At 63.2% G+C, this 11,830-nt stretch carries 14 protein-coding genes; 9 read left to right on the top strand and 5 right to left on the bottom strand.

Features of this window, described 5'->3' with window-relative positions; translation table 11 throughout:
* Positions 1-179: 179 nt before the first annotated feature.
* Positions 180-665, bottom strand: coding sequence for a hypothetical protein (locus tag BKK79_RS40015; protein WP_157128315.1), 486 nt, complete (start codon positions 663-665; stop codon positions 180-182).
* Positions 666-1,151: 486 nt separating this feature from the next.
* Between BKK79_RS40015 and BKK79_RS00170 the strand changes: the two genes are divergently transcribed.
* Both BKK79_RS00170 and BKK79_RS00165 read left to right on the top strand, forming a co-directional pair.
* Positions 1,152-1,667, top strand: a complete 516-nt coding sequence (locus tag BKK79_RS00170; RefSeq protein WP_071036675.1) for an outer membrane protein — start codon at positions 1,152-1,154, stop codon at positions 1,665-1,667.
* 585 nt (positions 1,668-2,252) lie between these two features.
* A complete protein-coding gene (locus BKK79_RS00165) occupies positions 2,253-2,843 on the top strand; it encodes a helix-turn-helix domain-containing protein (RefSeq protein ID WP_232346237.1) in 591 nt (196 codons plus the stop codon).
* 99 nt (positions 2,844-2,942) lie between these two features.
* Here BKK79_RS00165 and BKK79_RS00160 read toward each other — a convergent pair whose 3' ends face one another.
* Positions 2,943-3,704: a hypothetical protein gene (locus BKK79_RS00160; RefSeq protein WP_157128314.1), complete on the bottom strand. Its 762-nt coding sequence runs from the start codon at positions 3,702-3,704 to the stop codon at positions 2,943-2,945.
* Positions 3,705-4,667: 963 nt separating this feature from the next.
* On the opposite strand from BKK79_RS00160, the gene BKK79_RS00155 reads away from it, so the two are divergent.
* The 6 genes from BKK79_RS00155 to BKK79_RS00130 all read left to right on the top strand — a co-directional run bounded on the left by BKK79_RS00155 (position 4,668) and on the right by BKK79_RS00130 (position 9,306).
* Positions 4,668-5,444, top strand: a complete 777-nt coding sequence (locus BKK79_RS00155) for a transcriptional regulator (protein ID WP_157128313.1) — start codon at positions 4,668-4,670, stop codon at positions 5,442-5,444.
* A 13-nt stretch (positions 5,445-5,457) separates the two neighbouring features.
* The gene (locus BKK79_RS00150; protein WP_071013168.1) at positions 5,458-5,658 is read left to right on the top strand and encodes a hypothetical protein; all 201 of its coding nucleotides are present in this window, start codon (positions 5,458-5,460) and stop codon (positions 5,656-5,658) included.
* A gap of 48 nt (positions 5,659-5,706) precedes the next feature.
* Positions 5,707-7,503, top strand: coding sequence for an EAL domain-containing protein (locus tag BKK79_RS00145; protein ID WP_071036671.1), 1,797 nt, complete (start codon positions 5,707-5,709; stop codon positions 7,501-7,503).
* Positions 7,504-7,884: 381 nt separating this feature from the next.
* Entirely contained in the window at positions 7,885-8,202 is a 318-nt protein-coding gene (locus BKK79_RS00140) for a hypothetical protein (RefSeq protein WP_071036670.1), read from the top strand.
* The gene (locus BKK79_RS00135; RefSeq protein WP_071036669.1) at positions 8,186-8,590 is read left to right on the top strand and encodes a hypothetical protein; all 405 of its coding nucleotides are present in this window, start codon (positions 8,186-8,188) and stop codon (positions 8,588-8,590) included. Before BKK79_RS00140 ends, BKK79_RS00135 begins: the two co-directional genes overlap by 17 nt.
* Before the next feature lie 50 nt (positions 8,591-8,640).
* Positions 8,641-9,306 (top strand): SOS response-associated peptidase, encoded by a 666-nt coding sequence (locus tag BKK79_RS00130; protein WP_071036667.1) that lies wholly within the window; start codon positions 8,641-8,643, stop codon positions 9,304-9,306.
* A gap of 20 nt (positions 9,307-9,326) precedes the next feature.
* On the opposite strand, the gene BKK79_RS00125 is transcribed toward BKK79_RS00130, so the two are convergent.
* Positions 9,327-10,115: a hypothetical protein gene (locus tag BKK79_RS00125; RefSeq protein WP_157128312.1), complete on the bottom strand. Its 789-nt coding sequence runs from the start codon at positions 10,113-10,115 to the stop codon at positions 9,327-9,329.
* A gap of 345 nt (positions 10,116-10,460) precedes the next feature.
* Between BKK79_RS00125 and BKK79_RS40010 the strand changes: the two genes are divergently transcribed.
* Complete coding sequence (locus BKK79_RS40010; RefSeq protein WP_157128311.1) at positions 10,461-10,826, top strand: hypothetical protein; 366 nt, start codon at positions 10,461-10,463, stop codon at positions 10,824-10,826.
* Positions 10,827-10,952: 126 nt separating this feature from the next.
* Here the strand turns inward: BKK79_RS40010 and BKK79_RS00120 are convergent, their stop codons facing one another.
* Together BKK79_RS00120 and BKK79_RS00115 are read right to left on the bottom strand one after the other, a co-directional pair.
* Positions 10,953-11,333 carry a DUF1353 domain-containing protein gene (locus BKK79_RS00120; protein ID WP_198173296.1) on the bottom strand — a complete coding sequence of 127 codons (381 nt, stop codon included), beginning with the start codon at positions 11,331-11,333 and terminating at the stop codon, positions 10,953-10,955.
* Positions 11,330-11,794: a hypothetical protein gene (locus BKK79_RS00115; RefSeq protein ID WP_071036665.1), complete on the bottom strand. Its 465-nt coding sequence runs from the start codon at positions 11,792-11,794 to the stop codon at positions 11,330-11,332. The genes BKK79_RS00120 and BKK79_RS00115 overlap by 4 nt, the downstream gene beginning before the upstream one ends.
* Positions 11,795-11,830 lie beyond the last annotated feature (36 nt).

Below are 11,830 nucleotides of genomic sequence, written 5' to 3'. Positions count from 1 at the left end.
CCGCAAAGACCAGTTCCCCAGGGTCGGCAAATAAGAGACAGGGATGCTTTCTCCCTCCGTGAAAGCATATCTTGATGCGTAGTCTATCAGCTATTCCTGCACTTTCCTTCACCCAAAGGGATTAAAAGTCCGCTTGAAAATCAAACCTTTGCAAACGCAAGGGACGGGGGGTGCCATGTTTATCTGAACCATCGCAGCGCCATTCTTTTCCGTCGATCGCTTGCGCCTGTTGAAACCCCCATCTCCAGCATGCGCAAACGATCCTTTGCCATCCGTGCGTCATCCTCTTGGCCGCCGCGCGCGCCGTCGGGATTGACAACTCCCAGCGCTGGCACGGCCACGATCGATGGCGGCTCCGCTCGCCTCACCACTACATCCAGCGTGCCGCCGGGTGAACCCGTCCATGCGTCTTTCGCCACTGCCGCGCAGACTCGTCCAGTCCCTTGCTCCGATCCCGCTTCCCCGCGAGCAGGGGGGATGTAAACGTGCAAAATACGAATTTCAAATTGATAAAATGAAAACCACTTCGAGAGCGACGAATCCATCCCGGGCCCATGGCCTCCCATTGCCTGAAGCGCAGCCTGCCGCCAACGCCCTCGCCAATCCATCAACGATGTCCCCGAGATCATGCAAGGCCTAGTACCGCCGTTATCGCTATTGATCATTCACATTGCCTGGGCCATTCCCACCTCGTTTCTGCTGCGGCGAGCGGGATTTTCCGCCTTGAGCCAGTTGATCCTGCTCTTCCCGCTATTCGGGCCATTTATTGCCATCTGGTTTGCCGCTCTCTGTCACTGGCCGAGATTCAAGAGCCAGGTGCGCCGATTGGAATAGCCGGAATAGCCGGAATAGCCGGGATCTCTTCCCGGTCACGCGCGCAGCCGGCAGCCACTGCCGCTATTCAGCTGGCGCACGGAGTGCGCCGGCATCGGGGCAAGCCGATCTCAGGCCACAGCAACCGGGCACTTACGCGCGTCCCGATACGGATGCGCGCCCAATGCGGGAACGCCCTTGCGGCACACCGTACAAAAGCCGCACCCGCGCCGATCCGGCGCCGCAATCCAGCCAGTGCCACAGGGCAGCGCATTCTCCGCGACGCGCCTGCTCCGATAACCATTAACCATCCCTCTGCCAGAGAATCAAAGTCACTCATGAATATCGGCAAGATCGCTCTCACCTTCGCGGCCCTCGCCCTCTGCGGCCACGCTGCCGCCCAGTCGGACAACCCGGGAAATATCGAGGCCTTCACCGGCCCTTATATCGGCACCAAGGTCGGCGCCAACATCTCCAGCGTTTCCGGCGCGACCAACCGATCCTCGCATACGACCATCTTCCCCGGTTTCGTCGCCGGCTACGGCTTCGGCGTCGGCCCGGCCGTGATCGGCGCCGAGATCTTTGCCGACCTGCATTTCGGCTCGGCCACCAACAAGGACATCGGGATCGACGCGAAGCTCGGCTATCCGATCGGCAGCTTCATGCCCTATGGCCGGGTGGGGGTCACCGGGACCTCTCCGTCGTACCGCATCCACTATGGTGCCGGTGTGGAGTACATGGCCACCCGGAACGTCAGCGTGTTCTCGGAATGGACCGGCGACACCGACCGGGCAGGGGGCAGCCGCTGGGTCAATAACAGCTTCACCATTGGCGTCAACTACCGGCTCCGCTAAAGGAGCGAGGAGCGCGCCCGGCCACCCCCGCTCGCGGCGCTTGCGCAGGCCCTGCGGAAGTCTCCGGCGCACGCGAAAGAGATCCGCTTCCGCTCCGCGCCAGTTTCCCCCGGGGGGGGCACCGCTCAGGCAGCAGCCCCTTCGTCAGGGGTAGCCAACAAGTGTATATAAGAAATCTTAAAAGGATAAAATTGAATCTCGTTTGCAGGGATGCCATGGGATTCCCCATTGACATTCCGCTCCTGCCCCACCCTTGCACCCCAAGTGCGAGGGTGGGATCTTTTTCCTCCCGCAACGCAAGCTGCGCTGGCCGCAGAAGCCCGCTCGTCGCGGACCAGCCGACAGCCGTTCGCACCGCGCCACGCACCGCCGCAGCGGACTCCGGCACGCACACCATCCGCCACGCTTGGACCGTCGTCCGGAGCGCGCTTCCCCTGCCGCCCGATATCGCGCGTGAGTTTCGTCCGCCAAGGATCCACCGACATGCCAAAACCTCCGCATGACCCGAGTCACTCCGCAAGGCACGAGGCCGCCCCCGGATCCGAAGGCCTTGCCGCTCCAGCGCCCCCATTGTGCGGCCAGGACATGCAGGCAGGCAGTCCGGATGGCGGCCCCGGCGGGCCCGCGACCGATGACCTCCACCTTCGTTTGTGCAGGCTCTCCAGCCGGCACCGCTCGGTGCTGTACCTGATGCTTCTGGGCCGATCCAACCGGCTCATTGCCGCCGAACTGAACCTGGCCGAATACACGGTCAAGGATCACGTCAAGGTCATCATGACCCGGCTCGGCATCCGCAGCAGGACGCGGATCATCCGCGAACTGAATTCCCCGGCCATGAGGAAATTCCTGGTGAGCTTGTCTCCCCCCATGCACCACGCCCACGGTGAAGGGGATGCGAAAGGCGCAGTGGCGCATCGCGCCATCACCCCGCGGCAGCTGGGCCTGACCGTCCGTCAGGGCAGCGTTCTCTCATTCCTGCTCGAAGGATTGCCCAACAAGGAGATCGCGGCGCGCCTGGGCCTGCGTGACAACACGGTCAAGGAGCATGTCTCGGAGATCTTCCGCCGTCTCGGTGTCGGCACCCGCTCTGAGCTGCTTTCCACGATGCCCGATATCGTGCTGGCCGCACACGACCGCCGCGAGATCCTTTCCGGCCTGTTGCCCGTGCACCGCTGACGGGATATCCCCTCCGGGGCCGATGCCCCGCGCGCCGCGTAGCGGGGGGCCCGGCTCGCCGGCAGCGCCGTACATCGCCATGCTGGCTTCCTCTGGCGCCTACTCCATCGCCGGCAGCAGGATCGACATGCGGAATGCCCCGTTCTCCGCGCCTCTCAGCTGGACAATTCCTCCGCACCCGGCGATGGCATCACCGACCTCCCTGAGGCCCACGTCCAGCCTGTTCGCGTAGGCCCGCGATCCGGCCAGGTGTCTCAGCCGCTCCGGCACCAGATGCCAGGCGATGATGGCATTGGAGCGCGCGAAGACCTCGATCTCCAGCGAGCGCCGGCTGCCCGTGCCGGCGCACAGGTGCCCCGGCGTCGGCGGGGATTCGGCGTCGGAGATGTGCATCACGATTTCCGAGCATGGGAGCCAACGCCGGAGCAGCCAGGACAGATGGATCATGACCAGGCGGAATCGCTGCCCGTTGATGGCAATCGCCGCATCGCCGGACTCCAGGCTGGAGCGCAACCGGACCTCCATGGAGAGGAACCTGGCAATTTCTTCCGCAAGGCCTTGCATGAACGTTTGCGCGGGAACCTGTGCAAGCGTGAGGTAGTCGGCGCCCACCATATCCCGCCAGGTTTCCAGCGCACTCACGCACCATTGAATGGCATGACTCGTGCCATCGCGCGAATGAACCGCGCCGGCGCTCACGCAATGGGCAAGGCCGTCGACACTGGCGGCGATGATGGCCAGCTTGTCTTTCGCCTCCTGTGCCGTCAGGTCATACACCGCCCTCAACAGCTTGTTGATCTTCACCATGGCTTCTCCGCCGCAAGCCGGTTGGCTGGAACTGAATTCCTGCAGGCTTTTCATTGATCTTCTTGTTGACTCTGTTGCATCCATTGCGTCCATTGACACCCCTGATTCCCGTCCGACCACAGCTCGCATCCGTGCGCCAGCGGCGCATGCCCCCCTTGCCCCGGCACATCGACCCGCTTGGTGCAGCGCCGGGCCCCGCCGTCGGCGACTCGCTTCGGCTCGCCGCGACGCGCCACCAGCGATACCACGCATCCCTTGACCATGGAGATGCGCAAGTCCCTGCAGACATCGCGAGCGCCCAGGAACCGCGCAGCCGGCTGCATCGCGCGGCAGGGCCCGCGCCGAGCCGTCGAGCCATCTGAGCGACAGGCGGACTCACAGATGGCCGACGCCCGTCGCGGCACCGGACTGGACGAATCCGGCTGACGGGTAGTTTCATTTTTTCTCGATCCCGAATCAGGACACGAGCTGACGCACCCGAAAATCGATGCACGGGGCCTCAGATGGGGATCGCAATTCCTCTTCCGACCATGCCCTTCGCGCCAGAAATGCTCGACTTGCAGCGCAGTTCGGCCGAATACGCTCAAAGTTACTCCAAATGCGAGTCACTGTTGATAGTGAGTCGCATTCATCCCCCCGTTGGTCGGGTCCAAAAAGCATCAAAACGAAACACCAAAATGATACAAAGTAAACTCGTAGAAATGGCTAGCGGCGCGTGGCCGCGCGGCCCTCCCTGCCCGCAGTGCCGACGCCGTCACCGGCAAGGCGCTCACGGCAATCTGACATGCGTACCGACCCGGCTCACCAGCAGAAGCTTCCGCCAGGATCGCCATCGGTCCGCCAGCCGGCCTGCGCCATCGGGAGGAAAGCAATCAACACGGCCACTCAGCTGCGCGTATCGATCCACCATCGGCCAGTACGCCGGCGGGTTGGGCGCCATGGCAAGCGCGGCGCGCACTGGCCAGGTTCTTTCGAAGGCAAATGGAGTCAACAATTACATCGATGCAGGGTCACATCATGATGGGCACGACGCAAACCGGGGGACAGGATCTCGAGAAATACTTCGCCTCCTATGTGGGAATGGAGGGTGGCAATCCACGCAGCAAGATCTGGTTTTGCGACGTGGCCCCGCATCCTGCCATGCCCGGCCTGCAGCGGCCCCTCGAGCCGGCATTCGCTCCCCCGTCCTGGAATGACAGTTTCAGGAAAAGCCATGGCGCGCAGATGGGGAAATGGCTCGGGCATCAGCGCATCGCAAAGGTCATGACTGCCTGCGTCAGCGCGCTGCAGGGACGGCATGCCGGGCCGCGGGAATGGGAGGACTACTTCCGGGCTTCGCTGTATCGCCCGGAGGGGAACGAGTTCAAGATCAATCTGTATCCGTTGCCGCTGCGACCGCGCATGGATATCTCCTGGCGCGACGCCTATGGCCACGATCCCTTGCTGGTGCACAAGGCGCAGTTCATCGACGTCTGCCATTTCGGCGGTCGCTTCGCCTTTCTCAAGGCCATCACCAGGAACTGGGCACCGCGCGTCGTCGTCTGCATCAACAAGACCTACTCGAGCCAGTACATCGATGCCTTCGGGCTGGCACCGCTCAGGCCAGCGGTCGAGGTGCTGCAGCCCGCCGACCTGACGGTCAAGCTGATCGTCTACCAGGATGCGCAGACACGCTGGGTACTGTGCCCGCCCCTGGCCGGGCCTGTCGGGATGTCATCGGATAGCCAGCTCAGCAGCTTCGGCGAACTGCTTGCGAACTGGTGCCGCGAGCCGGCGTCTGCCACTGTCATGTAAAACCGGAGCGACCATGTTGGCAATCGCTTGCTTTCTGCTCGGCCTGTTCCTTGCGTTCTCCTATCCCGTCTACAGGATCATGCGCCGGGCACATATGAGGATCTGGCTCTATTCCTTCCTGATCATTCCTTTCTTCGGCCCGATGCTCTGCCTCTTTGTCGTGGCATTCGGCAAATGGCCGACGCGTCGCAGACTGAACCGACTGTTCGACTGACGTCTTCGCGCGGGCGGGCGGCGGGCGGCCGCCGCCCGCCCCATGCCAATGAAGAACTCTCGACCCGATGCGCCTGCCCGCTCCTCGCCGCGCGACGCATGGCATCGGGAATGGCATCGCCTGTACGACGAACTGGCGCGGCAGCATGTGCTGCTGCGTGTCGCGCTGGATGCCGTCGGAGACGCCGTGATCACCACGGACAATGCAGAACGGGTCACGTGGCTGAATCCGGTCGCCGAACGCATCACCGGCTGGCGGCTGGCGGAAGCCGTCGGGCTGCGCCTGGCCGACGTCTTCCACATCGCGCCCGCCCCCAGCCTGGCAAGCGCTCAGGAGATGGCGTCGCCAAGCTGGCGCGAGCGCGCGCGCGGCGACCCTCCCCGCCAGAGCGTCCTGATAGCGCGCCATGGCGTGGAGCGCGGCGTCGAGCATTCCGAGGCTCCCGTTCGCAACCAGGCCGGCGAAGCGATCGGCAACGTCCTGGTATTCCGCGACGTGGCCGAACAACGCCGGCTGAGCGAAGAGATTGCCTACCGAGCCACGCACGACCCGCTGACCGGGCTGCTGAATCGCAGCGAGTTCGAGTCGACCGTCCAGCAACGGATCGACAGGGCATCCAGGGACCGCAGCGAGCATGCCCTGCTGTACATCGACCTGGATCAGTTCAAGCTGGTCAACGATGCCTGCGGCCATCGCGTCGGCGACCAATTGCTGCAGCAGGTAGGCCGCATCTTCCAGGCGCAGGCCCGGCCCGGCGACACGGTCGCCAGGCTGGGCGGCGACGAATTCGGCATCCTGCTGGAGAACTGCCCGCTGGCCCATGCGCGGGAAATGGCGGATCGCCTCTGCGCCAGCATGGACACTTTCCGCTTCCTGCACGAGGAACGGCGCTTTCGTATCGGCGCCAGCATAGGGCTGGTGCCGATCGATCGCGATTCGTACGACCTGGCCACCGTCCTGCAGGCCGCGGATGCCAGCTGCTATGCCGCCAAGGAAGCCGGGCGCAACCGGGTCCACGTCTGGCTCGATTCGGACAAAGCGCTGCACGCTCGCCGCGGCGACATGCAATGGGCGGCGCGGCTCGAACACGCACTGGACGACCGCCGGCTGGTGCTTTACGGACAGCGCATCGTCCCGATCGACGACGACCTGCAGGCCCAAGCCAGGACAACGCAGATCGAAGTCCTGGTCAGGTTGATCGAACGCGACGGCGCCATCGTGCTGCCGGGCGCCTTCCTGCCGGCGGCCGAGCGCTTCCAGATCGCCTGCCGCATCGACCGCCGCGTGCTGCGGCTCGCCATCGAAGCACTCGCGACGTTCGCGCACGCAGCGCCGCGCAGCATTCTCCACGTGAACCTCTCCGGGCAGTCGATCGGCGACCGCGCCTTCCACCGCGAGGCCCTGGAACAGCTCGACAGTGCCGGCCCGCAGATCAGCCGGCGCCTCTGCTTCGAGATCACCGAGACCGCCGCCATTACCAACCTGGCCGATGCCACCGCCTTCATCGACCAGGTGCGGCAACGGGGATGCGGCGTCGCCCTCGACGATTTCGGCTCCGGCACCTCATCGTTCGGCTACCTCAAGTCATTGAAGATCGACTGCCTGAAGATCGACGGCCAGTTCATCCGCAACATCGGCGAAGACCGGCTGGACGAGGTCGCGGTGCAGTGCTTCGTGGATGTGGCACGCGCGATCGATGTCAGGACCGTGGCAGAGTTCGTCGACAAGCCGCAGGTACTGGAGCGCTTGCGCACGCTGGGCGTCGACTACGCGCAGGGGCACCTGATCCACGAGCCGGAGCCTCTGTGGGATATCTTCGGGCGTCTTGCTGTGGAGGGTGGGTGAGATCGCAGCGGAAGGCTTGTCACTTTGACGCCATTGATCTTGTGCGCGGTCCGACACTCGCGGACGAACACCGACGGACGCAAAATGCGCCTAAATCCTTGATTTACTTGGGATGGTGAACCACTGCGGACTGCAGCGGCCAATGACGTGGTGCCCAGAGCGGGCATCACAAAGCAGACGTAACTATTTAATTTCATTGATGATTCATCAAAACTAGATTCATCAATGCCCCTAAGCGTGCCCCTAAAAAATAGCGATGCCACGAAGAGGGTACGCAGGCACTTTCTGGGCGTGCCCATCGTTGTTTACCGGCGACAGTCTACCCGACGGGGTATCCTCGCTATACTGTATATCCATACAGTATTCAGCAGGTGACGCATCATGGGCAATCCCAAGCTCCGCCCGGTCGACAAGTCCGACAGCGACTCGCGCGGGCCCAGCATCAATCCGGCAAACGGCGTCCTGGCGTACATCCCAGGCGACTACGTGCACGTGGCGCGGCAGACGCTCGGCCCCGCCGACAGTGACAACCGCACGCATGCCGAGGTGGTCATCGAGGCCGGCAACTTCGGTACCGTCCGGATCTTCTTCGAGCGGAAGCTCTCCCGCCACCACAAGAGCTACTACCACTATTGGATGGCCTACCGGGCCGAGCCGGTCACCCCGGACACGGCGCACGCCGATGCCGACCACGCGTAGCGGCCGGTCGCGCGGTTTCCCGCCGGCGCTGACCAGGGATGAACTGCGCGCGCTCTACGAGCGCTGCCCTACCCCCGAGGTCAAGCGTCTGCTGTGGGAGATCGCCCGGCTGCAGACACTCGCCCAGCGCGCCCAGGACGTGGTCGACATGCTGTCGCCGACCCAACTCGACCAGCTCCTGGTGGCCGAGATCCCACTCGAAACGGCGATCGCGCCCTACCGGCATGCCCTGCGGACCGCCCTCAACCGGGAAGCCTGCGTCCAGGCGGGCAGGATCGATTACCCTGGCCCGGCCTCCGACTTCGGGCCGCAGCCAGAGCGGGCGCTTTCCGCCGGCGAAGCCAGGCGCGCGGCCGAGCGGGAGGCCCGACGCCTCCGCGGCGGGTAGACTTGCATGCGCGGCCCAGACGCTGCGCCAACGATCGGGAGGATTCGCCGATGTGCACGAACTACGCCCCAGTGCAGGCCCAGCTGCTGCGCGACGTCTTCGGCGTCGAGCCGCCGGCGTCGGTCTGGAAGCCCGAGACCTGGCGCGACTACCCGGCGCCGATCGTGCGCGCCGACCAGGCCGGCCGCCGCGACTGCGTGCTGGCCGGCTTCGGTATGATCCCCCGCGCCGAGATCAAGCGGCGCAACGCCGAACAGGAAGAGCGCACCGGCGCGCCGCCGAAGCTCAAGGATTACGACACGATGAACGCCCGGGCCGAGACGGTCGGCTCGAAGGCGTCTTTCTCCGGGCCGTGGAAGAAGGGCCAGGTCTGCCTGGTGCCGATGACTGCCTTCTACGAGCCCAACTACGAGCACGGGCCCAAGTCGGTGCGGTACCGGATCTGGATGAAGGACGAACCGGCGTTCGGGGTAGCCGGACTTTGGAGGGATTGGCCGGACGGGGCCTTCACCTTCACCATGCTGACGGTGAACGCCGACCACCACCCGGTGATGAAGCGCATGCACGCGCCGGGGAAGGAGAAGCGCGGCATCGTGATCGTACCGCGCGGACAGTGGGATGACTGGCTGATGTGTCGGGATCCGGAGGTGGCGCGGTCGTTTATGGTGCTCCCATTCTCGAACAGGATGGCAACAGAACCTGCGACCATCTTCTGATGATTTCCTAATGTAAGTACCTAAGCTTTCGTTTTTGTGTCCAAGAAAAACGGAATCATCAAATCTTCAATATGCGGCACATCAATCCGCTTTACATCCTTCCTTTTCACCCGCCGCTTATACTCCACACGAGGATCTTGAACCCCCCTTTCAAATCCCTGCACACACGTCACAATAAATTCCGCAACAATACCGGAGATTCGCTCCAAATCAACGATCGCCGTTGAGACCCCTGCCCGCCAATCGCTCCCATCAGCCTCCAACACGAACGCATTCCCAGCAACAAGATCTGCCGTCTCATATAGAACATCGCCTATTTTCCGCCCAAAATAATACCTAAACGCGATCTCACTCTCCTCGAACTTCTCGAGCGAATCTCTCCAATAGTCAAAGGTTGGATAGTGCATAGCGTGCCCATTTCTAGCCGCAGCGAGCCAGCGACACTTTGTGACCTCCCGATTGAACTCCTTAAGACGATCCTTTTCCCTCTCCTCCATGTTTGGAAAGCATCTTTTCAAAAGAAAATCCTTAACAAGCGGAGAATTTATCTTCAACTGCGCCTCATATATCTTTCCAGCCAACATCCTCACAAACATCATCATATTCAACAGAAATCCGCTCTTCTCCGGGTCGCTCAGTGCATTCAGCTTCTCGCCTGGCTGCAGGTGAGATGCCGCAGCACACTTACTCAGAGCCAATATTTCGTTGAATATATGCCCCAGAAGATTAAGGCTATACTTGTGCTCAAGGGACAATCCGGTCATTGCCGCGGCCGGAATTACTGTGCACCTAAGATGGACTTTTCCCACATCGCCTCCAGTCGAATGATCCGGCAATACACAGCACAAGTATGCACGACTTCCCTCAATTTGGCCTCAATCGGCACAGCCTCGATCTTGCCGCTCATGTCGTGGGCTGCGTATTGGTGCACATAGGAAAATCCGCGTCGTTCGGTGCCTGGTAGCGCACTCGCCAAGCCTTCACTGTGCAACGTTCATACCGGCATCGGGTCACCCATAGACGGTAGGCGAATGCTCTTCAATGGTTCAATTGAGCTACTCCTACCGTTGCATACCATCCAGGAAAGCCGCTTCCTATACTCGCCTCGCCGGTAACGCTCGCCGGCAACATAATTCCACCCTTCGGGAGGCGACATGCTCACGGCTCAACTGATCGATACAGTATCTACGAGGATTTCAGCCGCAGAATCACCTGAAGAAGCCGCGCGCATATTTGCGCAGTTGGCAACTGCCGCCATTGGCCAAGCGGTGGCGAACGCTCTTGCGGACGCGATTGGGAAGGTCAGCAGTGCAAGGCCTGCTCAAGCGAATTCACCTATTCTCGGTTGGGAGCGATGCGTCAAGGGTGCCAGCATTCAGATGGACTGGTGCAGCCCTGGTATGGGTCCAACTTCTACGCTTCTTCCCGGGCTATTCACTGCCGCGCTTCCGGTCGCGGGCGCCGTGCATCCCGCCGGTGTTGACATCGGGATCACAATCGGGATTCATGGCAGCTTCTAGGGCCCCTTGCTCTACGTCGGGCATCCTAACGGCCCGCTCACAGGCTTGCCCTGCGAGCGGGCAATGCCAGCAAACTCGGCACGGATTCCCACGCGCCGACCGGTGCGACTGAACAGCGGCTTGTTGTCAATTCGAAGCTGGATCTGCGTCCCAATGGGACACACCGCCAAACCGCACGCCCCAGAACATCAGCCACCGGCGCCACGCCGGCACGCCGGTGACCGCCGAGGCCTCGCGCAGTACGGCATCCGCCACCGCGCGCGGCACGGGGTGCTTGGTGTAGAGGAAGTCGTGCACCACGGCCGCCTCGTTGGACGTGCCGCCGGCCAGCAGGTAGACCACCGGCAGCCGCGGCACCGACGCCAGGTCGGTTCCGAACCCGGGCGGCACCTCGAAGGTCTGCCCGGCCACGTCCGACTGGTAGACCAGAGGCTCGACCAGGCGCCACAGGCCGTCGTCCTGGCCCGTGGCGTTCTCCATGACCAGCTTGGTCAGGAATTGGCTCACGATGTCGACCCGGCAGCCGCGGCCGGCGCGCTGGCCGGCGCCGGCGTCGAACTCGCCGCCGGCGCGGCGTACTGCGCGAGCGCGGCAGCCAGCGCCACCTGGAACGCCATCAGCCCGATCTGCACGCCGCTGCGGGCGGCCGGGTCGAGCGGCAGCAGGCCCACCACCTGGATGGCGGCCGGCACCGACGTGTTCACCAGCGATTGCACGCTCGAGGCGTCCACCGACGCGCCGGCGGCACACACGGCGCCGTTGTCCTTCACCAGTTGCGCCAGGATGACCTGCTTGGCCGGGTCGTCGACCGTCATGGCCTGGACCGACTGCAGGGTCGGCTGCACGACCGCGCAGGCCTTGACGACCTGGGCCGGGAAGGTGGCGGCGGCCTGGGGCGCGCCGGCACAGCCGGCCAGGGAGACGAGCGCGACGATTCCTGCCGCACACAGCAGCATCAGCTTCTTCATGTGACGTTCCTCTTACGGGTAGATGCCGCGGGTGCG

Source organism: Cupriavidus sp. USMAA2-4, from assembly GCF_001854305.1.
In the GTDB taxonomy this organism is placed as follows: Bacteria; Pseudomonadota; Gammaproteobacteria; order Burkholderiales; family Burkholderiaceae; genus Cupriavidus; species Cupriavidus malaysiensis.
Note: the sequence above shows the minus strand (reverse complement) of the source record. Positions and strands in the feature narration are given on the sequence as shown.